Origin of the sequence: Parashewanella tropica (assembly GCF_004358445.1) — a bacterium.
Taxonomy (GTDB): Bacteria; Pseudomonadota; Gammaproteobacteria; order Enterobacterales; family Shewanellaceae; genus Parashewanella; species Parashewanella tropica.
Genome location: NZ_CP037951.1, coordinates 3,007,690 through 3,032,221, shown reverse-complemented (window position 1 = coordinate 3,032,221; position 24,532 = coordinate 3,007,690). Strand labels below are relative to the sequence as shown.

25 protein-coding genes are annotated in these 24,532 nt (G+C 41.5%); 22 read left to right on the top strand and 3 right to left on the bottom strand.

The window, feature by feature from the left end; all coding sequences use genetic code 11:
• Positions 1-118 precede the first annotated feature (118 nt).
• The 5 genes from E2H97_RS13300 (at position 119) to flgE (ending at position 4,014) form a co-directional block, all read left to right on the top strand.
• On the top strand, positions 119-952 hold the full coding sequence (locus tag E2H97_RS13300) for a CheR family methyltransferase (RefSeq protein WP_133407580.1): 834 nt from the start codon (positions 119-121) through the stop codon (positions 950-952).
• A gap of 67 nt (positions 953-1,019) precedes the next feature.
• Entirely contained in the window at positions 1,020-1,418 is a 399-nt protein-coding gene (flgB, locus tag E2H97_RS13295; protein ID WP_133407579.1) for a flagellar basal body rod protein FlgB, read from the top strand.
• 2 nt (positions 1,419-1,420) lie between these two features.
• On the top strand, positions 1,421-1,849 hold the full coding sequence (gene flgC, locus E2H97_RS13290) for a flagellar basal body rod protein FlgC (protein WP_133407578.1): 429 nt from the start codon (positions 1,421-1,423) through the stop codon (positions 1,847-1,849).
• Between the two features lie 24 nt (positions 1,850-1,873).
• A complete protein-coding gene (gene flgD, locus E2H97_RS13285) occupies positions 1,874-2,572 on the top strand; it encodes a flagellar hook assembly protein FlgD (RefSeq protein WP_133407577.1) in 699 nt (232 codons plus the stop codon).
• Between the two features lie 83 nt (positions 2,573-2,655).
• Entirely contained in the window at positions 2,656-4,014 is a 1,359-nt protein-coding gene (flgE, locus tag E2H97_RS13280; protein ID WP_133407576.1) for a flagellar hook protein FlgE, read from the top strand.
• Positions 4,015-4,068: 54 nt separating this feature from the next.
• On the opposite strand, the gene E2H97_RS13275 is transcribed toward flgE, so the two are convergent.
• From E2H97_RS13275 to E2H97_RS13265, 3 genes are all read right to left on the bottom strand, one after another.
• The gene (locus tag E2H97_RS13275; RefSeq protein ID WP_133407575.1) at positions 4,069-4,515 is read right to left on the bottom strand and encodes a hypothetical protein; all 447 of its coding nucleotides are present in this window, start codon (positions 4,513-4,515) and stop codon (positions 4,069-4,071) included.
• Between the two features lie 138 nt (positions 4,516-4,653).
• Complete coding sequence (locus E2H97_RS13270; RefSeq protein WP_133407574.1) at positions 4,654-4,977, bottom strand: hypothetical protein; 324 nt, start codon at positions 4,975-4,977, stop codon at positions 4,654-4,656.
• A gap of 27 nt (positions 4,978-5,004) precedes the next feature.
• A complete protein-coding gene (locus tag E2H97_RS13265; protein WP_133407573.1) occupies positions 5,005-5,388 on the bottom strand; it encodes a hypothetical protein in 384 nt (127 codons plus the stop codon).
• A gap of 171 nt (positions 5,389-5,559) precedes the next feature.
• On the opposite strand from E2H97_RS13265, the gene flgF reads away from it, so the two are divergent.
• The 17 genes from flgF to E2H97_RS13180 all read left to right on the top strand — a co-directional run bounded on the left by flgF (position 5,560) and on the right by E2H97_RS13180 (position 24,328).
• Positions 5,560-6,300: a flagellar basal-body rod protein FlgF gene (flgF, locus tag E2H97_RS13260; protein ID WP_133407572.1), complete on the top strand. Its 741-nt coding sequence runs from the start codon at positions 5,560-5,562 to the stop codon at positions 6,298-6,300.
• A 28-nt stretch (positions 6,301-6,328) separates the two neighbouring features.
• On the top strand, positions 6,329-7,117 hold the full coding sequence (gene flgG, locus E2H97_RS13255) for a flagellar basal-body rod protein FlgG (RefSeq protein ID WP_133407571.1): 789 nt from the start codon (positions 6,329-6,331) through the stop codon (positions 7,115-7,117).
• A 9-nt stretch (positions 7,118-7,126) separates the two neighbouring features.
• On the top strand, positions 7,127-7,801 hold the full coding sequence (gene flgH / locus E2H97_RS13250) for a flagellar basal body L-ring protein FlgH (RefSeq protein WP_133407570.1): 675 nt from the start codon (positions 7,127-7,129) through the stop codon (positions 7,799-7,801).
• A gap of 10 nt (positions 7,802-7,811) precedes the next feature.
• On the top strand, positions 7,812-8,903 hold the full coding sequence (locus E2H97_RS13245; RefSeq protein ID WP_133407569.1) for a flagellar basal body P-ring protein FlgI: 1,092 nt from the start codon (positions 7,812-7,814) through the stop codon (positions 8,901-8,903).
• Positions 8,904-8,917: 14 nt separating this feature from the next.
• Positions 8,918-9,820, top strand: coding sequence for a flagellar assembly peptidoglycan hydrolase FlgJ (flgJ, locus tag E2H97_RS13240; RefSeq protein ID WP_133407568.1), 903 nt, complete (start codon positions 8,918-8,920; stop codon positions 9,818-9,820).
• A 76-nt stretch (positions 9,821-9,896) separates the two neighbouring features.
• Positions 9,897-11,831 carry a flagellar hook-associated protein FlgK gene (flgK, locus tag E2H97_RS13235; RefSeq protein ID WP_133407567.1) on the top strand — a complete coding sequence of 645 codons (1,935 nt, stop codon included), beginning with the start codon at positions 9,897-9,899 and terminating at the stop codon, positions 11,829-11,831.
• 18 nt (positions 11,832-11,849) lie between these two features.
• Positions 11,850-13,055, top strand: coding sequence for a flagellar hook-associated protein FlgL (gene flgL, locus E2H97_RS13230; RefSeq protein ID WP_133407566.1), 1,206 nt, complete (start codon positions 11,850-11,852; stop codon positions 13,053-13,055).
• Positions 13,056-13,150: 95 nt separating this feature from the next.
• Positions 13,151-14,338: a flagellin gene (locus E2H97_RS13225; RefSeq protein WP_133407565.1), complete on the top strand. Its 1,188-nt coding sequence runs from the start codon at positions 13,151-13,153 to the stop codon at positions 14,336-14,338.
• A gap of 73 nt (positions 14,339-14,411) precedes the next feature.
• Positions 14,412-15,623 (top strand): flagellin, encoded by a 1,212-nt coding sequence (locus tag E2H97_RS13220; protein WP_133407564.1) that lies wholly within the window; start codon positions 14,412-14,414, stop codon positions 15,621-15,623.
• Positions 15,624-15,931: 308 nt separating this feature from the next.
• Positions 15,932-17,113 carry a flagellin gene (locus tag E2H97_RS13215; protein ID WP_133407563.1) on the top strand — a complete coding sequence of 394 codons (1,182 nt, stop codon included), beginning with the start codon at positions 15,932-15,934 and terminating at the stop codon, positions 17,111-17,113.
• Between the two features lie 183 nt (positions 17,114-17,296).
• A complete protein-coding gene (locus E2H97_RS13210) occupies positions 17,297-18,472 on the top strand; it encodes a flagellin (protein WP_133407562.1) in 1,176 nt (391 codons plus the stop codon).
• A gap of 183 nt (positions 18,473-18,655) precedes the next feature.
• Entirely contained in the window at positions 18,656-19,837 is a 1,182-nt protein-coding gene (locus tag E2H97_RS13205; RefSeq protein ID WP_133407561.1) for a flagellin, read from the top strand.
• A gap of 147 nt (positions 19,838-19,984) precedes the next feature.
• The gene (locus E2H97_RS13200; RefSeq protein ID WP_133407560.1) at positions 19,985-20,392 is read left to right on the top strand and encodes a flagellar protein FlaG; all 408 of its coding nucleotides are present in this window, start codon (positions 19,985-19,987) and stop codon (positions 20,390-20,392) included.
• 41 nt (positions 20,393-20,433) lie between these two features.
• Entirely contained in the window at positions 20,434-21,795 is a 1,362-nt protein-coding gene (gene fliD / locus E2H97_RS13195; protein ID WP_133407559.1) for a flagellar filament capping protein FliD, read from the top strand.
• 52 nt (positions 21,796-21,847) lie between these two features.
• Complete coding sequence (locus E2H97_RS13190; protein ID WP_170308304.1) at positions 21,848-22,192, top strand: hypothetical protein; 345 nt, start codon at positions 21,848-21,850, stop codon at positions 22,190-22,192.
• A gap of 137 nt (positions 22,193-22,329) precedes the next feature.
• Positions 22,330-22,731 carry a flagellar export chaperone FliS gene (fliS, locus tag E2H97_RS13185; RefSeq protein WP_133407557.1) on the top strand — a complete coding sequence of 134 codons (402 nt, stop codon included), beginning with the start codon at positions 22,330-22,332 and terminating at the stop codon, positions 22,729-22,731.
• A 160-nt stretch (positions 22,732-22,891) separates the two neighbouring features.
• Positions 22,892-24,328, top strand: coding sequence for a beta-propeller fold lactonase family protein (locus E2H97_RS13180; protein WP_133407556.1), 1,437 nt, complete (start codon positions 22,892-22,894; stop codon positions 24,326-24,328).
• Positions 24,329-24,532: the final 204 nt, after the last annotated feature.

The following is a 24,532-nucleotide window of genomic DNA, read 5'->3' as shown; positions in this document are numbered from 1 at the left end:
TATATCTCATCGGACGAGAGCAGACGCTGTTTAATAAAGCAATAATCAGCGGTTGTGAATGCTAAGATAGCATCGCTGTAAGAATAAAAACTAGATCGACTTTCGTGGGAAGAATAGAGTGCCGCAAAACCAATTATCGCAAGACGAATACAAAAGATTTACCACTTTTTTAGAGCAACACAGTGGTATTGTTTTAGGTGACAGTAAGCAGTATTTAGTGCGTAGTCGCCTATCTCCTTTGGTGGCACTATATAAACTTAATGATATAACAGAGGTAGCTCAAAAAGCGATTGATGGCAGTATGCGTCAATTAAGGTTGGATGTTATTGATGCTATGACCACCAATGAAACTTTGTGGTTTAGAGACTCTTACCCATTTGAACTGCTAACAAAAACCGTCTTTCCAGAGTATGCTGAACAAAATCGCCCACTAAAAATATGGTCGGCTGCTTGTTCATCGGGTCAAGAGCCATATTCGATAGCGATGACTGCGCTAGAATATCAGCAAAAGAATCCCTTAGCTTTCAAACGCGGGATTTCAATATTAGGGACAGATCTTTCTCCTTCAATGCTCGAAAAAAGCAGTATGGGTGAATATGACGCATTAGCCTTAGCTCGTGGTTTATCTGAAAGCCGCAAACGTCAGTTTTTTGAAAGTAATGACCAATCAGGTATGCGAGTAAAAGCTGATGTTCGTGATTTAGTCAGCTTTCGAAATCATAACCTGTTAGAAAGTTATAGTTTATTAGGTAAATTTGATGTCATTTTTTGTCGTAATGTGTTGATCTATTTTTCGCCTGCGGCAAAGTCTAAAATCTTGCGGCAATTCGCTGCCGCCTTAAATCCTAATGGTGTACTGTTTTTAGGCGCATCTGAGTCTATCACTGGGCTGTGTGATGATTTTGAAATGATCCGTTGTAGCCCTGGAATTTTTTACCGCAAGAAGTCTTAACTACCCTTTTCTTTTTTTGGCATAGCAATTGCTTTTTAGCTGTTAATTACAGTTAAAAGGCAATTTTATGGCGCTCAGTTTTGATAAAGCTCTCGGCATACATCAACACACGTTAGGCATACGCGCTAAACGTGCTGAGGTATTGTCGAGTAATATCGCAAATGCAGATACCCCAAACTATAAAGCCCAAGATGTTGATTTTTCGCAGGCATTAAAACAAGCCTCGTCTAAACAACGTGGCGTTGGGCTTGGGGCAACACATCAAAACCACTTTTCTCTTCAAAGCAGTTTGCAATCTCAAACCAAATATCGTGTGCCTGATCAACCGGATACGGGAGATGGTAACACTGTCGATATGCAGCAAGAGCAAGCGGCATTCATGGAAAACGCCTTGGAATATCAAATGTCTTTGGGCTTTCTCGAAAGCAAATTTATGGGACTAAAAAAGGCAATTAGAGGCGAATAATCATGAGCTTATTCAATATTTTTGAGGTGTCAGGCTCTGGCATGTCAGCGCAATCGGTACGCCTGAATACGACAGCAAGTAACATTGCCAATGCGGATGCGGTTTCAAGTAGTGTTGATGAAACCTATCGTGCAAGACATCCAGTGTTTGCGGCTGAAATGACAAAGGCATCCGCTTCTCAAGCTCAAAATCAGCCCTCGTCTATGAAAGTGGCGGTAAAGGGTATTGTCGAAAGCGACAAGCCTCTCATTAAAGAGTTCTCTCCAGATCACCCCATGGCAGACACTGATGGCTTCATTTATAAGCCGAATGTGAACGTGATGGAAGAGATGGCTGACATGATTTCAGCGTCGAGAACTTATCAAATGAACACACAAGTTGCAGATGTGGCAAAGAACTTGCTTCAACAAACACTACGCATGGGGAAATAGCTCTGTGATTGAAAGGAGTGAGGTATGAGTTCTGTAGGCCAAACAACAGGTAACCCGTTTTTAGATTCAATACAGCTAAAGGGAAAACCTGAGACTCCGCCGTCGAATAATAATCAGCAACTGACACAACAAGATTTTTTCAAGCTGCTGAGTCAGCAATTGTCGCATCAAGATCCGTTCAAGCCAGTTGAGAACGACAAGATGATTGCACAGATGTCGTCATTTGCCACGGTAGATGGGATCACCAAGCTTAATGCTGAAATTACCAACATGAACAAGACCATGACATCTAGTCAGGCGCTTCAGGCTTCAAGCCTTGTTGGTCGAAAAGTGTTGGTTCCATCGAATGAAGGCTATTTGGCTCCTGGTGCTAATGAAATGAAAGGCGTTGTAAGCGCTGTTAAACCGATTAAAGAAATTCTTGTTCGTGTTGAAGATGAAAAAGGCCAGCTTGTTAAAACCTTCAAAGTAGATGGCAGCGCTGGTGGCAACATCGACGTGAAGTGGGATGGCAAAGACAAAGACGGCAACACTATGCCATCTGGCAAATACAAATTTAAAGCTACGGGCTCTGTTGACGGTAAGTCACAAGAATTGCCTACATCGACTTTTGCTCACGTGACCAGTGTTTCTTTGGGGAATGCCCAAACCGGTGCGGTATTAAATCTTAAAGGCGTTGGTGGCATTAAGCTTGCTGACGTTCTAGCCGTATCAGAAAGCTAAGTCGCAAATCGTAAGCGCTTTATTGGAAAAAAATTCGGCGAGGAGCTCGCCAGTACATTATTGATGCAGAACAGGGGAACTTTATGTCGTTCAACATCGCTTTAAGTGGCATAGAAGCCGCACAGAAAGACTTAAACACCACTGCAAATAACATTGCAAATGCAAATACTATTGGTTTTAAAGAGTCTCGTGCTGAATTTGCAGATGTATATGCCAACAGTATTTTCTCTAACAGTAAAACCAATGTTGGTGGTGGTGTAACTACAACTCAAGTTGCACAACAGTTTCATCAAGGTAGTTTGCAGTTTACAAAAAACTCATTAGATATGGCCATTAGCGGTGGTGGTTTCTTTGCAACATCCAGCGACCCTAATTCGAATGATTTAACGTATACACGTGCCGGAGCATTTAAGCGCAGTAAAGATGGTTTTATCGTCGATTCGGCAGGTAACTATTTGCGTACTTTTCCAGTAGATAAAGATGGTAACTCTACCTCTGTTAGCTTAACAACGACCAGACCCGTCAAAATTCCAGATACTGCAGGTAGTCCAGTAAAAACCGAAAATATCGGTATGAGAATGAATCTAAATGCGGGACAAAAGCCAAAAGATCCGGCTAATTTTGACCCTAAGGATTCGGATACCTTTAATAACTCAACCGCAGTAACTTTTTATGATTCACTCGGTGAGCCGCACGTGTTAACTACTTATTATGTTAAGCCACCAAATGCGTCACATGATAATGAAAGTAACTGGGTTGCGTTTTATGCGGTAGACGGTAAGCGATTAGATGTTGATACGCCAAATGCTCAAACATATCGCACTGATACCAATGGTGACGGTACTCCAGATGGTACGGCTAGCGCGACAAATGCAGGCGGATGGAAAGGCTCTGTTATTAAGTTTGATAACACGGGTAAATATACGGGCAGTAATCCGGCAAATATTAAGACGGTGAACTTAGGCTCGTTACCAGATTTCCCTCCAGGGGCGGATGGTAGTCAAGTGTTAAACTTGAAATTCAATAATCCAACGCAATTTGCGGCACCATTTGAAACGACTCAATTAACTCAAGATGGTACAACGGTTGGACGCTTGACCAATGTTCAGGTTGGTGCTGACGGTTTAATCAATGCCAGTTATAGTAATGGTAAGACGGTTCCACTAGCACGAATTGCGTTAGCAAGGTTCCCTAACGAGCAAGGTATGAGCCAAGTAGGTAATACTTCATGGCGTGCAAGTTTAGAGTCAGGTAAAGCGCTGGCGGGTGAACCAAACAGTGGTACTTTTGGTAGCATTCGTTCATCGGCTCTTGAGCAGTCAAACGTAGACTTAACCACTGAAATGGTGGACTTGATTTCGGCGCAGCGTAACTTCCAAGCCAACTCGCGTACGTTAGAAGTAAACAACACGCTACAGCAAACCATTCTTCAAATTCGTTAATACTTCCGGATAGAGCTTAATCTAATGGTTAGGCTCTTTAATTAACAGATAAGCTCACACGTAATATTCAGAAGAATTTCTGTTATAAGCCGCCAGACTTTGAAATTGCTCTGCGGTCACGGGTATATACCTATCTTCTATAGGGGGATGGGACTCTGTTGTGGAGATAGCTAAATATTCCTTAAACTGTTTTTTCAAACCCCTCGAATATTTATTTACAAGTAATCGTTCTTTGGGCTCAGAAGAACTACAACAACTTAGCAATCCTGAACGTTTAGGTGGGGTTTCTACTCGAACTTGATGAAAATCATATTGATGCTCATCGACTTTAGTGAATCGAAAAACATAAGAATAAGTTAGATTATTGACGAACCCAACTTCTACAACATCAGCTGTTGTTTCAGGAGCTCCTTGCTTAATTTGTTCAAGTTGTAGGGCGGACAATGGGAACTGACTCCCATTCCATTCTGGGGCAGGGTTAATTTCTATCGTTCTATACATATATTTCTGCTTCAGTTTGTCTTAATAGCATCATGTCTTATGTGTTGAATAAACAGTAAATATTTTTTTGCTATTACATATTGTTTTTGCGGTTGTTACTTTATATGTGGGCAATAGTGTCATTACTTCGCTATTTTCTCAGCCCCAAGAATTATATCTTTTACGTGCGTTTTTGAAGGTATCGCATAAGGCATAACTTTTAAAATCGTTTGTATAAAGAGGTAGAGATACGCCACAAGGTCGTTTTTGGTGGGATATCAACCACTGTGATTGATCTTTCGATGATTTGATTTTGAACACGTCACCATTATGAAATTTTATGATGACGGTTTGTTGGCTTTTCGATGCTAATTTAAAGGCATTATCTAAAGCGTTAAATTGTTGTTTTGATGGCAGCCCATAAGTTCTAGAAAGGAAATACCAGTCAAGAGAAAAATTAAGTTGAACGGTTTTTGTACACATATAAAGCCTGTTTAGCTGCCTGCATTTTCATAGTTTTCTTTCCATATATTTTTGAATTATTTCGGGGGTACCTATTTCACCCTTTATTGTGCCATTGTCTCTGTGCCTTAATGTATAAATTGAACTTAAGTTTCTAGACATAGCAGTGGGTTTTTCAACAGTATGCTGCCGTGATAAACAACATCTAGGTTTACACAGCTGGACGAAAACTAAAGAGTGCGCTTCACTCTTGCGAGCTAGAAACATTTTATTATCAGAAAATATAATTACCGCTTCGGTAACATCATTTTGAAACGTCTGATTTACGCCTTGAACAAATTTTTTATGTTCATTGATTTGGTGAGATGAAAATTGCTTTGCTTTTTTATCCCAATCAAGACTAAAGTTAAACGAACATTGAGCTGGTAACATTATTATTGACCATTATATTTTTTTTCATAATCCTTTGTTTCATTTAGCTTTTCAAATACAAAAAAGTACTTTCTTATAATCTTCCTCTTTTTCATCTTGAAGCACCAATATTCAAATTGGCACGTTCAATGCTTTATCCAGTCAAATGTTGAATTTTTGACGGATAGGCAATTGGACAAACTTCTCTATATCGCCACCAGTGGCGCTAAGCAAAATATGGCTGAATTGGCAGTACGAGCCAATAACCTTGCTAATGCCAACACTGACGGTTTTAAAGCTGATATGGCGCAAGCTCGCTCAATGCAAGCCTTTGGTGAAGGTTTGCCAACACGCGTGTTTGCGATGACTGAATTGCCAAGCAGTAATTTCCAAGCCGGAGCTTTGCGTACTACAGGCAGAGACTTAGACATAGCCATCAATGGTGATGGTTGGGTTGCTGTTCAAGGCAAAGATGGTCAAGAAGCTTATACCCGTTCAGGCAGCTTAAGTTTTGACGCAACGGGTTTATTACAAAACGATCGAGGTAACCCAATTATGGGGGAGAACGGTCCGATTGTACTGCCAATACCTATCCAGAAAATCGAAATATCTCAAGACGGTACCATTTCAGTTCGCCCACAAGGTGCACCAGCTGAAGTGATTGAAGTTGTCGACCGAATCAAGTTGGTCAATCCCAATAATCAAGATCTTACACGCGGTGAAGACGGTTTATTTCGTCAAATCAATGGCCAAATTGCGCCAGCAGATCCTGATGTAAAAGTAGAAAGTGGTGCTATCGAAAGCAGTAACGTCAGCCCTGTAGAAGAGATGGTGGCTCTGATTGATATTCAGCGTCAATTCGAAATGCAGGTGAAATTGATGAAAACCGCAGAAGAAAACGATCGAGCCTCAGCACAGATGGTTCGTATTTAGGGAATCTATAAGAATATAAAGGTGAATTATGCATCCTGCATTATGGATAAGTAAAACTGGCTTAGATGCCCAGAAAACCGATATTTCGGTGATTTCGAACAATATTGCAAACGCGAGTACGGTTGGTTTTAAAAAGAGCCGTGCCGTATTTGAAGATTTGCTCTATCAGAATGTGAATCAAGCTGGTGGCATTAGTGCCGCTAATACCAAGTTGCCAAACGGTTTAAATGTTGGCGCAGGTACTAAAGTCGTTGCCACTCAAAAGTTATTCTCTCAAGGCAATATGGTAACGACGGATAACTCATTAGATTTGATGATTGAAGGCCCTGGCTTTTTTGAGGTGCAAATGCCTGACGGCAGTATTTCGTACACGCGTAGTGGCCAATTCAGTAGAGATGACCAAGGACAAATCGTAACTTCAGGCTCAGGCTTTGTGGTTCAACCTGCAATCACTATTCCGCAAGACGCTAAGAGCATTACGGTCTCAGCTGAAGGTGAAGTGTCGGTCAAGGTTCCGGGTGCAGCTGAAAACCAAGTGATCGGTCAATTCACCATGTCTGACTTTATCAATCCATCAGGTTTAGAGCCTATGGGACAAAATTTATACCTTGAAACTGGTGCAAGTGGGGCGCCAATTCAAGGCGTTGCAGCTTTAAATGGCATGGGCGCTATTCGTCAAGGTGCACTAGAAACTTCAAACGTTAACGTTACCGAAGAGTTGGTCAACCTTATTGAAAGTCAACGTATCTACGAAATGAACTCCAAGGTGATTTCGTCAGTAGATCAAATGTTGTCTTACGTTAACCAGAATCTTTAGGAGTAGATAATGTTGCGTTTATTAGTGGTGGCTAGTGCATTAATGCTGACAGCCTGTGCTTCGACAACAAAGAAGCCGATTCCTGATGATCCCTATTATGCACCTGTGGTGCCTCAGGCTGCACCAACCCACAATGAACCAACAGGCTCTATTTTCCTCGATAGCCAAGCTGCGAATTTATATACCGACAAACGAGCACATCGAATCGGTGACATCATTACCGTTAAACTTACTGAATCTACTCAAGCTCGTAAAAGTGCGACTAATGGCATCAAAAAAGGCAATGCCTTCAAGATTGATCCATTTAGATTAGGCGGGCAAACCGCAACCATTAATGGCAACCCAATTGACTTAAATTATAAGGATAAATTTGATTTAAGCCGTGAAGCGGATGCCGACCAAAGCAATAGCTTATCCGGCAATATTTCAGCACACGTCATGGAAGTGCTGGCTAATGGCAATCTCGTTATTCGAGGTGAGAAGTGGATCACCATCAACAACGGTGAAGAGTTTATTCGAGTGACTGGCGTAATTCGCTCCGAAGATATTATGCCTGATAACACCATCGAATCCCCCAAAATTGCGAATGCCCGTATTCAATACAGTGGTACTGGTACCTTTGCTGAATCTCAAAAAGCAGGGTGGTTATCTAAATTTTTCCTCGGTGATTGGTGGCCTTTTTAGGAGTTAAGTCATGAAAGCAAAAATTATTTTCGGCTTATTGCTTGCTGTCATTTCCACAAGCAGCTTTGCTCAGCGCATTAAAGATATCGCTAATATTCAAGGTATTCGTGACAACCAATTAGTTGGCTATGGCTTAGTGGTGGGCCTACCGGGTACGGGTGAGCGAAATCGCTATACCGAACAAACCTTTAAAACCATGTTGAAAAATTTTGGTGTCAATTTACCAAATGGTGTTCGTCCAAAAATCAAAAATTCAGCGGTTGTTGCGCTTAGCGCCACAATGCCTCCATTTATTAAAACTGGTCAAACAATGGATGTGACGGTTTCAAGCATTGGTGAAGCTAAAAGCTTGCGAGGAGGGACTTTACTGCAAAGCTTCCTTAAAGGGATTGATGGAAAAATCTATGCCATTGCACAAGGTAATTTGATTGTGAGTGGGTTTAGTGCCGAAGGTCGTGATGGTTCTAAAGTCATTCAAAACACACCCACAGTCGGGCGCATTCCTAGTGGGGCAATAGTCGAGCGTGAGGTGATTTCACCTTTCACTCATGGTGACTACTTAACTTTTAATTTATTACGCCCTGATTTTTCATCGGCTAAACGAGTCGCAGATACCATTAATGATTTACTGGGTGGCGGTATAGCGCAGCCATTAGATGCGACTTCAATTCGTGTCAGTGCCCCACGTGATCCTTCTCAGCGTGTATCTTATTTAGCGACCATTGAAAATCTACAAGTCGATTTAGCGACTGAATCAGCAAAGGTCATTGTTAACTCTCGTACAGGTACCATTGTTGTTGGTCAGCAGGTGCGCTTGAAGCCCGCAGCCATTACCCACGGTGGGTTAACCGTCAGTATTAAAGAATCGTTGCAGGTGTCTCAGCCTAACAAATTGTCACTAGGGCAAACCGTTGTGACGCCTGATTCTGATATCGATGTCAATGAAAAGAACAAGCGCATGTTTTCCTTTAAGCCTGGAACCTCGTTGGATGAATTGGTTCGTGCAGTTAATTTAGTTGGTGCAGCGCCATCTGACGTATTAGCTATTTTAGAAGCCCTAAAGTTAGCAGGCGCCTTACAAGGCGAGTTGATCATTATTTAAGACGGACTGGGCAAATGGACAAGTTTTCAAACGCATCAAACATGTTGGAACTCGGAGGCTTAGATAGACTTCGTTCTCGTGTTCAAAACAATGACAAAGACGCCATCAAAGAAGTTGCCAAGCAATTTGAAGGTATCTTTGTTCAAATGCTGATGAAAAGCATGCGTGATGCAAACGAAGTGTTTAAATCAGACAGTCCATTCAACACTCAATACACGGCATTTTATGAACAAATGCGCGATCAGCAAATGGCCAATGATATCTCAGATAAAGGCGTATTAGGGCTTGCTGACTTAATGGTGCAGCAACTATCACCAGAAACCAGCAACATAAGACCTGCATCGACACTTCGCACTGATAGCTTACCTACTACTGTGTTGAACAGTAAAACTGTTACCCCTAAAGCTGAAAAATTGGATGAAATAGTTAGCGGCAAAGTGTTGCCGTCTCAGTCTTTTGATACGCCAGATGACTTTGTTAAACAGCTTTATCCTCATGCCAAACAAGCCGCAGATAAATTAGGAACAACACCTGAAGTATTACTCGCTCAATCCGCTTTAGAAACGGGGTGGGGTAAAAAAATGGTGCGTCAATCGGATGGTTCTGTGAGTAATAACCTGTTCAATATTAAAGCCGATCAAAGATGGAATGGTGATAAAGCCAGAGTTTCAACCCTTGAATTTGAAGGTGGTGTGGCGAATCGCCAGCAGGCTGACTTTAGAGTTTATGACTCAATCAAAGACAGTTTTGATGACTTTGTGAATTTCCTTTCAAGTAATCCGCGTTACCAACAAGCGTTGGATGTCGCCAAAGATCCCGAAAAATTCATAACTGGCATACAAAATGCTGGTTACGCAACAGATCCCAATTACGCCAAGAAAGTGTTAGCAGTTATGAAAGGCATTGCTGCTCAGTAACTTCTTTTTTGAGTAGAACTTTCGACAAGTTTACTCAGGCGCTAGGAACAAAAAACAATAAATTGGAACAGCTGTTATGTCTAATGATTTAATGAATATTGCTCGCAATGGTGTGCTGACGTCACAGTCACAACTAAGTGTAACCAGTAACAATATTGCCAACGTAAATACAGATGGCTATAACAGGCAAGTTGCCACTCAATCTACCTTAGATGCTCGAAAAATAGGAAATCACTTTTTCGGTGCAGGTGCTTATGTTTCCGATGTAAAACGCATTTATAACGAATTTGCTACTCGTGAGCTTCGCATTGGAGCGACAGGCTTATCAGAGGCGCAAACTCGACTTTCTAAAATGAATGAGATGGATCAGCTTTACTCAAAAATCGGTAAAGGTGTGCCTGATAGCTTAAATGATCTGCAAAACAACATTAACCGCTTGGGTGATACGCCCGATGATCTAGGTATTCGCGGCAGCATCATCTCTTCAGCAAAGCATCTGGCTAAAACCATTAATCAAATGGAAAGCCATTTGAATAGCCAGTTTAAAAACACCAATGGTCAGATAGATGCTTCTCTAAAGCGAATTAATGCGTTAACCAAAGAGCTTGGCAACATCAATCAAGAATTGATGGAAGGAAATACTAAAAATAGCCAACTGCTAGACAAACAAGACAGCCTGTTAAAAGAGCTCAGCGAATACGCCAACATCAATGTTATTCCGCTCGAGGGCGGCGGTAAAAGTGTCATGCTGGGTGGCTCGGTCGCTTTGGTTTCAGGTGCTAAAGCCATGCAGTTAGAAAGTAAAGCTGGCGATCCATTTCCAAATGAAACGCGTTTAGTAGTGAAGTCTGGTGATAATGAAACCTTAGTTTCGTCAAAAAATTTAGGTGGTCAACTGGGTGGCTTATTCGAATTCAGGCAAGACACGCTTATCTCAGCCAAAAATGAACTAGGCCAATTTGCCCTAGGGATTGCCGATGCTTTTAATCAAGCACAAGCCAAAGGCATTGACTTAAATGGTCAAGTTGGCAAGCCGATTTTTCAAGACATTAATGATCCTGCTATGGCAAATGGCCGTGCTGGAAAATTTAAAAGCAACACTGGAACCGCAAGCCTTTCCGTCAATATTGATGATGTCACCAAATTGACAGGCGCAGAGTATGAACTGAGCTTTGACGGTACTGATTATACGTTAACGGATAAAGCAACGGGTAAATCACAAAACTTAACCCTAGATACTTCAACAACACCAAACCAACTAACAGGTGGTGATGGTTTTAGTATTCAAATCAAATCTGGGGCGTTTGCTAACAAAGACAAGTTTACCATTCGTCCAACTTCTGGTGCGGCAAGCGGCATTGAAGTGGCAATGAAAGATCCAAAAGAAATTGCCGCCGCTAAAGCCAAAATTACTGAGCCAGACAGCAACTCAGGTAATACCAAAGTCAAGCTTACGGCAATCAACGACCGCAGTGCGGCCAACTTCCCGAAAGACGGTAAGCCCCTTACTTTTGAAATTAATACCAGCACAACACCAAAAACCTTCACGGTATTTGATAAAGACGGCAATCGCATTGGTGCAGCAAACCAGACGTTTACTGGCAATAAAATCAGTGCTCATGGTATCGAATTTGAAGTGAATTCTACCTCAGGTGCAACCGATAAATTCACCTTCGATTTATCAGTAAACAAAGGTGATAACCGTAATGCCGTTGAAATGGCTAAGTTGTCTACCGATTTTAAAATGAACAATGGCTCAACTTCGCTTATTGACGTTTTTGAAAATACCAAACAAGACATAGGTAGCCAAACCAGTTCTGCACAAATTCAACTCAACAGTGCTACCGAAGTGTTTAAGCAAGCTGAAAACCGAGTACTAAGTGAATCAGGCGTCAACCTAGATGAAGAAGCGGCAAATCTAATGCGCTTTCAAAAATCCTATCAAGCGTCAGCTCGTGTAATGACAGTGGCCAATCAAGTATTCGATAGCTTGATGAGTGCGATGAGATAGGGAGCAAGGAAATTAATTATGAGAATATCAACAGCCCAATTTCATCAGCAAAATCTAGGCAACATTCTTCAGCGTCAATCGAATACCAGTAAGATCATGGAGCAGATTGCAACAGGTAAGCGTGTCAATACAGCAGGCGATGATCCTGTCGCTTCAGTTGCCATTGATAACTTAAAGCAACAAAACAAGTTGACGGATCAATATCTAAAAAATATCGACTATGCCAAAAATCATTTAGCCCAAACCGAATCTCACCTTGGCAATGCTGAAAACATTGGTCGCAGCTTAAAAGATCAAATGTTGAGTGTTTTAAATGGTACTCATACCGACGCCGAGCGGCAGACCATTGCCAAAAAAATGCGCAGCGATTTAGAAGCTTTGCAGCAAGTTGCCAATAGCCGTGATGAGTCGGGAAATTATTTCTTCTCAGGTTTTAAAACCGATCAGCAACCATTTGAATTTTCAGGTAGCTCACCACGAAGCATTAGTTACAAAGGTGATGATGGAGTGCGCAACTCAGTAGTTGCCGAAGGTGTTGTGCTGGGTTCGAATGTTTCCGGCAGTCGTGCCTTTATGGATGGCAAAAATGCCTTAGGTGATTACAGCGCCAAATATTCGGCGAATCAAAGTGGCAAGTTTCAAATCTCAGAGGCAAAAATTGCCAATTCTTCGGCACATGTTGCCGCAAATTACAGCATTAACTTTGTTGATAACGGTTCAGGTGGCATAAATGTCGAAGTTAAAAACGGTAGCAACACTGTTTTAGCTGCAACACCATTCGATCCTAAAAACCCTATTAGCTTTAATGGCGTCGAAGTAAAGATAGATGGCACGCCTAAAGCGGGTGATAGCGTGGGGATAAGCCCACAAGCCAATACTAATATCTTTGATACGGTTGAGAAAACCATTGCGCTATTAGAAAAGGGAAATGTGCAATCTGAAGCAGGAAAAGCAGAACTGGCACAGCAATTGAATAACTTAAACCAAGGAATAAATCAAATCGGTTTAGCCAGAAGTGAGGCAGGTGTCAGTTTACAAAATAGCGAGAGCTACATAACAAGACATCAAGACACCAAGCTCGCAAATAAAGAAGCACTTTCAAAGCTAGAAGATTTGGATACCGCCAAAGCCATAACGGATTTAAATCGAGAACAGTTAGCACTGAAAGCTGCATCAAGTGTGTATACCAAAGTCAGTAACACTTCGTTATTTGATTTTATATAACAAGAAGTAATTAAAAACTTTTTCTGGCTAAACAACAAATTCAAAACACAAAGTAGCCGAGCGGTTGGCTTAGGCTGAATGTTAAGGGGAAAACAATGATTAGTGTAAATACTAACGTTACTTCAATGAAGGCCCAAGGGAACTTAGGTAAAGCCAACATGGGCGTTCAAACTTCTATGGAGCGTCTTGCATCTGGTATGCGTATTAACAGCGCAAAAGATGATGCGGCAGGTCTACAGGTTTCTAATCGTCTAACCAGTCAGATCAATGGTCTTGGTGTTGCAAAACGTAATGCTAACGATGGTATTTCGATTGCTCAAACCGCTGAAGGTGCGATGCAAGAGTCGACGAATATTTTGCAACGTATGCGTGACCTTTCTTTGCAATCAGCTAACGGCTCTAACTCAGCTAAAGACCGTGGAGCAATGCAAAAAGAGCTTTCAGCATTACAAGAAGAGTTGACCCGTATTTCAGATACCACAACCTTTGGTGGTCAAAAGCTACTTGATGGTTCATATGGTACACAGGCATTCCAAGTAGGTTCAGACGCTAACGAAACAATTTCTATTACTCTTTCCGATGTCGGGGCAGATAAGCTGGCTCAAGATGGAGAAAACATTACCGCGGGTGGTTTGACTGCAGCATCTGTTGCTGAATTAACGTCTGGTAGCAATGATGGTGGTGTTGCTGCATTTAATGATGGTAGCGCCTTTACGGTAAACATTGGTGATGCCAAAAACGTTGAAGAAGTGGCTAAAAAACTAAATGAAGCATTTGCTGGCCGCGCTAACACTAGAGAGATTTCAGCAAAAGTTAACGATGCAGGTGGTATTGAGTTTACTGGTTCTGTTGCAAATGGTGGCGCATTCGCTATTGATGGCGCCAACATGAAAAAAGATGACGGTTCCTCTGCTACGGTTACTGCCAACACTCACATTGTTGCAACGGCTTTGGGTGGTGCTAATAGCGCTAGCATCAACACCCTAGATATCTCAACAGCAAACGGTGCTCAAGCCGCGATTGGTAAAATTGACGCAGCTATTGAGCAAATCGATAACCAGCGTGCAGATCTAGGTGCGGCACAAAACCGTATGAGCCATACGATTAACAACCTTGGCAACATTGAAAATAACGTTTCTGATGCTCGTAGCCGTATTCAAGATGTTGACTTCGCTAAAGAAACGGCACAGCTGACTAAAGGACAGATTTTGTCTCGTACATCTTCAGCGATGTTAGCCCAAGCTAATCAATTACCACAAATTGCACAGTCGCTATTAGGTTAATAGCGACTCTTAAAAAATTAAAAAATAAGATCGGCCGGGCAGTTGGCTTTGGCTAAATTTTAAGGGGAAAAACATGATTAGTGTAAACACTAACGTTACTTCGATGAAAGCCCAAGGAAACTTAGGTAAAGCCAACATGGGCGTTCAAACTTCTATGGAGCGTCTTGCATCTGGTATGCGTATTAACAGCGCAAAAGATGATGCAGCAGGTCTACAGGTTTCTAACCGCCTAACCAGCCAAATCAATGGTCTTGGAGTAGCAAAGCGTAACGCTAACGATGGTATTTCGATTGCTCAAACCGCTGAAGGTGCGATGCAAGAATCCACGAATATTTTGCAACGTATGCGTGACTTATCTTTACAATCGGCAAACGGCTCTAATTCAGCTAAAGACCGTGGAGCAATGCAAAAAGAATTATCGGCACTTCAAGATGAGTTAACTCGTATTTCTGACACCACTACTTTTGGTGGTCAAAAGCTTCTTGATGGTTCATATGGAACGCAAGCCTTCCAAGTGGGTTCAGATGCTAACGAAACGATTTCAGTAACTCTAGAAGATGTGGGCGCAGATAAGTTGGCTCAGTCTCGTGCGGTTAACGCTGGTGCTATTAACAAGGCGGGAGTCGACTCCCTGTTTAATGGTGGCGATAGTGGTAAATTGGTTTTTACTTATGACTCAAATGGCGCTGCTGCTGGTGGTGATACAGACATTGAAGTTGACCTTAGTAAAGCTAAAGATGCAGGTGGTGTAGCGGAAGCAATTAATAAAACACTTTCTGATAAAGGCTACAATATCACTGCAAATGTTGAGACTGCACCTAATGGTGATAAATCCATTTCGTTTACTGGTGATTTCGAAAATGGTGTAGCAACGTTTGCGCTTGATGCGTCAAAATCTAGACAAGGCGACGGCACGACTGCTTTAGCGGGAGCTACAGTTACAGCCATTGGCTTTAATGGTGACAACTCTGCAAACGTAAGTACTCTTGATATTTCTACAGCTGGTGGCGCACAATCGGCACTTAAAACTATCGACAAAGCCATTGAACAAATTGACAACCGCCGTGCTCATTTAGGTGCAGTGCAAAACCGTATGAGTCACACGATTAATAACCTAGGTAATATTGAAAATAATGTTTCTGATGCTCGAAGCCGTATTCAGGATGTCGATTTTGCTAAAGAAACAGCGCAGCTGACGAAAGGGCAAATTTTGTCGAAAACGTCTTCGGCAATGTTGGCTCAAGCTAACCAGTTACCACAAATTGCGCAGTCGCTATTGGGGTAAGTAGCTTAACTTACTAGTACTTTCAAACGACGTGATAGCTTGTCTACCACGTCGTTTTTTATTAGTTGTCTATAGGCACAGAATACAATTGTGCTCACCTCCTAATTTTCAGATTAGATAATTACGCTCCCTTTTAAGACAAATTTCTTCTTACATAACAGAGCCGTTTTTCCAAATTGCGATTTATCTTAAAAACATTTTTTAAATTTTTCTAAAGTCCTATTCATTCCTGCCGTTAACTTAATTGTAACCATTAACTAAGTCTGGCTGAGTTGAACTAAGTGGAATCAGTCAGGTAAACAGAGGACATGAAGATGATCTCAGTCAATACCAATGTGACTTCCATGAAAGCTCAAGGCAACCTAGGCAAAGCTAACATGGGTGTTAAAACCTCTATGGAGCGTCTTGCTTCAGGAATGAGAATTAACGGCGCTAAAGATGATGCCGCTGGTTTGCAAATTTCAAACCGTTTAACCAGTCAGGTAAATGGTCTTGATGTGGCAAAGCGTAATGCTAACGATGGTATTTCTATTGCTCAAACCGCGGAAGGTGCGATGCAAGAGTCTACTAACATCTTACAGCGTATGCGTGACCTATCTTTACAATCAGCGAACGGCTCTAACTCTGCAAAAGACCGTGGTGCAATGCAAAAAGAAATTGTTGCTTTGAAAGACGAGCTGACTCGTATTTCTGATACAACTTCTTTCGGTGGTCAAAAGCTGCTTGACGGTTCATATGGCACTCAGTCATTTCAAGTAGGTTCAGAAGCAAATGAGACTATTTCGATTTCTCTTTCTGATGTTGGTGCAGATAAACTGGAAAAAAGCGGTAAGACCGTTGCAGGTGAGTTAACTGCAGCTGAAATTACAGCGACAGTTGGCGGCGCAGGAGATGGTGAAATTTCATTTTCTTATACAGCATCAGGTGGTTCTGCTGAGACATTAAAAGCGGACATTTCAGGTGTAACTGATGCTGATGGTATGGCTAAAGCAATTAACAACGCTTTATCAAAAGCAAGTAAAAACACTGGTGTTTACGCTGAATCTGATGGTTCAAAAGTTAGTTTTAAAGGATTAGGTAATAACGGTGATGCTTTGACCTTAACCAGAAAAATTGCAGATGGTACTACTACTGCACCAGCTACGGCATTTGCCCTAGGTGGTGATGACTCAGGCAAGACTAGTGTAGATAATATTGATATTAGTACTGCTGGAGGTGCGCAAGCAGCTGTTGGGGTGATTGATAAAGCTATCGAACAAATTGATAGTCAACGTGCTGACTTAGGTGCTGTCCAAAACCGTATGGGTCACACCATCAATAACTTGGGTAACATTCAGAACAACGTATCTGATGCACGTAGCCGTATCCAAGATGTTGACTTTGCAAAAGAAACGGCACAGTTAACGAAAAATCAAATCTTATCACGTACGTCTTCTGCAATGCTTGCGCAAGCTAACCAGTTGCCACAAGTTGCTCAGTCACTACTGTAATACATGATGTGAACGATTTTAAAAGCCTGTCGAATGACAGGCTTTTTTATGACTGTAAAAAAATAGTCAAAATTAACTAAAGTTAATGAAACTGAGGTCGTTATATAAAGTGTAAACAATATTAACAAGTCTGGCTGAGGCGCTACTGGATGGATTCAGTCAGGTAATTAAGAGGACATTAATATGATCTCAGTAAATACCAATGTGACTTCGATGAAAGCCCAAGGCAACTTAGGTAAAGCCAACATGGGTGTAAAAACGTCGATGGAACGTCTAGCGTCAGGCATGCGCATTAACGGTGCAAAAGATGATGCAGCAGGTTTGCAAATCTCTAACCGTTTAACCAGTCAGGTTAATGGTCTTGATGTAGCGAAGCGTAACGCCAACGACGGTATCTCTATCGCTCAAACCGCTGAGGGTGCGATGCAAGAATCGACCAACATCTTACAACGTATGCGTGACTTGTCACTGCAATCAGCAAACGGCTCTAACTCAGCGAAAGACCGTGGTGCAATGCAAAAAGAAATCAGTGCACTACAAGAAGAATTAACTCGTATCTCAGATACGACTTCTTTTGGTGGTCAGAAACTTCTTGATGGTTCATATGGAACACAATCATTCCAAGTGGGTTCAGAGGCCAATGAAACCATTTCAATTTCTTTATCAGATGTTGGTGCTGACAAATTATCTTCAGGAGCAAAAGTTACAGGTAAATTGACCAAAGGCGCTGTGGACGAGTTGGTAAACGGTTCTGCTGGCTCAGGTGAAATTTCATTCAGCTTTGACCCAGCGGGAACTCCTGCAGCGGCTACTAAAACCATTGCTATCGGTGATGTGAAAAATGTGAGCGAGTTAGTAGATAAGATTAACTCATCTGACGAAGCGAAAGAAGCTGGGTTTAGTGTTGCTGCAAACAATAAAGGAGAGCTAGAGTTTTTTGGCTCCGCGGCTAATGGTGACGCTATTACTACTTTGGCAGGAAAAAAGGATGATGGTACAGCGTTAACTGTTACTGGTTCTTCTTTGGCTATTGGAGGTGCTGATTCTGATAGAGTGAGTGCTATTGATATTTCAACCGTTGGTGGAGCTCAAGCTGCCATTGGTACTATTGATAAAGCCATCGAGCAAATTGATAGCCAACGTGCAGACTTAGGTGCGGTACAAAACCGTATGGGCCACACCATCAATAACTTGGGTAATATTCAGAACAACGTATCTGATGCACGTAGCCGTATTCAAGATGTTGACTTTGCCAAGGAAACGGCACAGTTGACTAAAAACCAAATCTTGTCACGTACGTCTTCTGCAATGCTTGCACAAGCAAACCAATTGCCACAAGTCGCTCAGTCACTACTGTAATACTTGATATGAAGGATTATGAAAGCCTGTCGAGTGACAGGCTTTTTTGTGTCTGTAAAAAAATAGTCAAAATTAACTAAAGTTAATGAAACTGAGGTCGTTAAATAAAGTGTAAACACTATTAACAAGTCTGGCTGAGGCGCTACTGGATGGATTCAGTCAGGTAATTAAGAGGACATGAATATGATCTCAGTAAATACCAATGTGACTTCGATGAAAGCCCAAGGCAACTTAGGTAAAGCCAACATGGGTGTTAAAACTTCGATGGAACGTTTAGCGTCAGGCATGCGCATTAACGGTGCAAAAGATGACGCAGCAGGTTTGCAAATCTCTAACCGTCTAACCAGTCAGGTGAATGGCCTTGATGTAGCAAAACGTAACGCCAACGACGGTATCTCTATCGCTCAAACTGCTGAAGGTGCGATGCAAGAATCGACCAACATTTTACAGCGTATGCGTGATCTATCCCTGCAATCGGCTAACGGCTCTAACTCAGCAAAAGACCGTGGTGCAATGCAAAAAGAAATTGGCGCTCTGCAAGAAGAGTTAACTCGTATCTCAGATACCACTTCTTTCGGTGGTCAAAAACTGCTTGATGGTTCTTATGGTACTCAGTCTTTCCAAGTGGGCTCTGAAGCCAATGAAACGATTTCGGTTTCTCTATCTGATGTTGGTGCAGATAAGCTGGCGCAAGGTAAGGGAGTAACCGGAACTCTTTCTACTGCAGGTGTTAATGAATTAACGAACGGCACTACCAATAATGGTAAATTGGTGTTTTCATTTACTCCAAGTGGTGGCTCTGCAGGTGATGTCGAGGTTGAAATTGGTGATGCAAGTAATGCTGGAGAAGTTGCAGAGGCTATAAACAAAGTTTTTAAAGATAAAGACATTGGTGTTTCGGTTGCCGCGAAAAGTGATGGTAGCCTAGAAATTAAAGGAGCCCTCAATAATGGTGAAGGGCTTGCGTTGAAAGCAACTGGTTCTTTGCAAGACGATGGTACTACTGCGTTTACTAGTGGTGAATTATCTCTAACTGTTTCTGGTAACGATTCTGCAAGTGTGAATAGTATTGATATTTCAACAGCTGCGGGTGCTCAAAGTGCCGTTGGTGTTATCGATAAAGCTATTGAGCAAATCGATAGTCAGCGTGCAGACTTAGGTGCGGTACAAAACCGTATGGGTCACACCATCAATAACCTTGGTAACATCCAAAACAACGTATCTGATGCACGAAGCCGTATCCAAGATGTTGACTTTGCAAAAGAGACTGCACAATTGACTAAGAATCAGATCTTGTCTCGTACCTCTTCAGCGATGCTAGCACAAGCGAACCAGTTACCTCAGGTTGCTCAGTCGCTACTATAATCACTACTTCCATAGTGGATTCGAAAGCCTGTCGTTTGACAGGCTTTTTTGTGTCTGAAAGAAAAATAATTAAAGAGTGATCAATCTTTGCCGATAACGGGTTGATAAGAAGGAGTTTAATTTAACTAGACAATAGGAGTATGCCTTATGTCAAATAACTCACTAACTGCTGGTATGAATGTTGCTAACAACAAACAAGTAAATACTTTGCAGACCAACAAAGTTAGAACAGTAAAAGAAAATGAGCGAATGGCATCAGTTGATGTTGAAAAAGCTGGAAAGCTGACTCAAGTCGAAGAAACGAAAAAAGTCACATCCGTAACTGAGATTGAAAAGCAAGAGCTTACTAAAGCGACTGAAGAGTTAACCCAGATGATGGCAATAACTCGTAAAAGTATCTCGTTTGAAGTGAATGAAAACAGTAATGAACCGATAGTCAGTGTTCGTGATGCTGACTCCGGTGAAGTGATCCGGCAAATTCCTACCGAGGAAGCACTAAAAATTGCCGAACGCATTGCCGAAATGCGTGGTCTGCTGCTTGATGAAAAAGCCTAAGTACTGATGTTTACTTAGCGAAAGTGATTTAAGGAATCTATATGTTAACGTCCACAGGTTTAGGATCTGGCTTAAATATTAATGCCTTGGTTGATGCAATGGTTAACGCACAAAATGCACCAAAGCAAGCGCAGTTTAATCGTGATCAAGCGGTCATTAATGCTGAAATTTCAGCAGTAGGTTCCCTGAAAAGTGGATTGTCTAAATTTCTTGATAAACTAAAGCCTCTTGCAAAGCCTGATGCCTTTCAAGGCACAAGTATCAAAACCTCCAATGAGGATTTTATCGAGGCTAAAGCTGATAAAGGGACTGTGCCAGGTCGTTATACCGTTAGCGTTGAGCAACTCGCTCGTAGTCAAAAACAAGGGACGCAAACAGTTTCAGATGTAGAAGCAGCTGTGGGTGAAGGCAGCTTAAAGTTTACCGTTGATGGAGACAGTTTTACTGTTGATGTCAGTGCGGAAGATGATCTTAAAGATGTTGTTAATAAGATTAATGAATCGGAAGATAATAAAGAAAAAGGTGTGACTGCAACCATTATCAATAGTGATGCTGGAGCCAAATTGGTCATTACCTCTAAAAAAACGGGCCTTGCAAATAATGTTACTGTTGAAGCGACCGATGCAGCTGGCTCTTCATCATTAAGCAATACTTTTAACATGAATGAAGTTCAAGCGGCTAAAGATTCGGTCATTGTTGTTGATGGGCTTCGTAAAACATCGGCATCCAATACTGTTGAAGATGCGATTGATGGAATCACCATTGACTTAAAAGAAGCTGACGCTGCGAAAACAACAACGATCACTGTTTCTCAAGATAAAGATGCCACTAAGAAATCTTTAAAAGAATTTGTAAAAGCCTTTAATGACATGTCGAAAACCATGAAAGGCTTGTCACACTATGATGCTGACAAAAAAACAGCGGGGGCGCTTCAAGGTGATGCAATGATGCGTTCTATGAATTCTCAAATTCGTAATACTTTGTCTTCGTCTTTTTCTGCGGGTTCCAGCCAGGTTCAACTTGCAGAGTTTGGTATCACCACAAAACGCGATGGTACACTAGAAATTGATGACGATATTTTAGATAAAGCCATTGATAACGACTTACCTAAACTGACTGAATTTTTCACAAAAGAAGATACTGGCTTTGTGGCCAAAATGACCGATAAGATTGAGGTTTACAGTAAGACAGGCGGTATTCTTGATAATCGAGACGAGTCATTAGATGGAAAGCTTGATCGTTTGCAAGATCAAAAGGATGCTTTTGGAAGAAAAATGAGTTCACTTGAATCTCGTTTACGAAAGCAGTTTAACGCCATGGACTCTATTGTTGGTCAGCTAAATGCTCAACAAAATTTCTTAGCACAGCGTTTGGCATCGCTTCCTGGGGCGGCTAGAAATTAATTAGCGAAAACACCTAAAGAATCTACAATAAGCAGTGGGTAAATAGAATCTTATGGAAAGTAAAGTGCCAGAATTAAAGCAGCAGTTAAAAGAGCTAAACCAAACCATCTCTTTCACCATAAAAAGCTTAGATGACGTCATTAAAACAGATATCCATAAATCTGAGGAACTGGCATCAAGCTTGCAGTCCTTGATAGACAAGCGTCAAATTTTGATTGAACAGGTGATGTCGACGAATGAGGTTGACGCGACTTATATCAATCAACAAAAAGCGTTGGCAAAAGCGTTTATGGATGCCCTTGTAACACATCGCCAATATTATTTTGATGCATTAGCTAAAGTGAAACCGGGCACCAAGAAAGTAAACCTTTACCAAGCTATCGACTCAGGTAAATAACCAATAGTTCTAGAGTTTTAGTGCAACTCAATTTATTGGTTCTTGCTGAAGTCGATAAGAGAAACTTAATGACCTAACTAGGTAATGGGTTGGTTTCTTAATAACTTAAAGAATATATAACGAATGGAGTTGATACTATGAGAGGATCGCTACAATCCTATCGTCAGGTGTCAGTAAATAGTCAAATTACTGAAGCCTCGCCACATAAAATTACGCAAATGTTATTTGCCGGTGCATTAGAGCGTATCGCTCAATCTCGTTACGCCATTGAAAATAATGACATTGCAGCCAAAGGTTTATGCATTGGTAAAGCTATTGATATAGTCGAAGGGCTAAGAAGCTGCTTAGTGATGGATGACGATGATCTAGGGCAGAATTTGGATGCATTGTATGACTTTGTCATTAACGGCTTGATTCAAGCTAATTTAAGCAGTGATACCAAAATGTTAAATGATGTCTCTGACGTTCTTCGAACATTAAAAGAAGGCTGGGATGAAATCCCTGAAGAAATGCACCACATTACTGCTCACGCAAGTTAAAAGTCCTTATTGCAATTTTAAACAGACGCTATACATAAAGCGTCTGTTTTGTTTTAGGCCTTGCTCCACATTAATTCCTTGCCTTCGGCTTTGACAGCTAAGAGTACCTAACCTATACCTTATCTACTGTAGTATAGAAAGCTGTAAAGACGAGGTAGTAATGAAGTACGGACACAACTTAATTTCTAAAGGATGGAAACCTTTTGCTGCAGGTTTAGCATCTTTACTCATCGTGGCTTGTGGATCTGATAAAAAGGATTCAGTAACGCCACCCCAACCAACTCAACCTTCTGTAGTGGGCTTTATATACACTACGACTAATGGAGAAGGTGATAACCAAATCATTCGCTTAGCACGTTATAGTGACGGTAGCTTAGGAGATGAAAAGGTTTATGATACTTTTGGTACTGGTGGTATCAACGCTGACATCGGTGGTATTGCTCACGGTGACTATGATACCCAAGGTGCTATTCAAATTGTCGGTAATTACTTATTCACTGTGAATGGTGGTTCTAACAGCATCAGTGTTTTCCAGCTTAATCGTGAAAATGGTGAGCTTACCTATTTCAATAACATTCCTTCTAAAGGTCAACGTCCTGCAACTTTGGCTTTCACTAAAAAGAAAGACAGTGATACTGAATATTGGATGGTTGTCGGTAATCAATGGGACAACCCAAACATTCAGCATGGCGGAGGTAGTCCTCGTGCCATTGAACGTTACCCAAACAATGAGTACTTTGCTGATAGAGACGCGTTAAAGCAAACCAGCGACTCTGATAAGCTTCGTAACATAGAACTTTTTAGTTTTGACTCTGACAATGGTTCATTGACGCCTGAAGGTGATGCGCCACTAGCCACTTATGTTCAGTATAATGGCGGTCCAACGACGGTAACCTTTAGTGATGACGGTTCAAAGCTTGCGGTTGCGACATGGGGTGTACCACATCTATTCGCACCACAGCCAAGCGAAGCTGAAATGCAAAAAAGCCGTGTGTATGTTTATGACTTCAATAATGAAACTGGGGCTACTACCGGTTCTAGATTCTGGGAAGAAGACGGTATTTCTGGCTCTGTAGGTATCAACTGGGCAAAAGGCAGTAACTCAATCATCCATGTTTCTAACATCAATCAGGTGCCAGAAAAGTCTGATAATGGTTTAGTTGTACTTTCTGATAACGGTACAGCCGTTTCTAAAACTCAGAACTTTAAAACTGGCGAAACGGATACTCAAGATTATGCTTGTTGGACGGCATTAAGCCCAGATGGTAAGCGTGTATATGTTGCAAGTTTTTATACTAACTTGATCACTCCGTTTGATTTAAATGAAGACGGTACTGTTGCCAATGATAAGGCTCTACCTTATGCCAAGCGTGGTGACATAGATGGGCCATTTGATAGTAAGGATATCTGGGTATCGCCTGATAACAAATATATTTACAACCTTGGTGCCTTCCAAACCTATTCTGTAAGCTGGTTTGGTATTAATGATGCCGGTCTTGAGTTTAAGTCGAGCTATACGATCGATAAAACTAAAGACGATCGAAAAGGGTTTAGGTACCACTATATTGGTTTGACAGGTTTTGATTTAGAAAAGTAACCTAAAATAGAAAAACAGCGCTTAGCCGGAAGCATCATAACTTCCGGCTTTTTTATATGACAATAAAAGCACTAAAGCCATTTTATTGACGTAAATCAAATGTGCTGTTTGCTTTTTGAGCTATAAATCGTTCAGTTTTGCAGAAAGCTAATTAGAGGCTTGCTTCTCGCGTGCTGATAATACAATATGCCATCTACAAGCAGT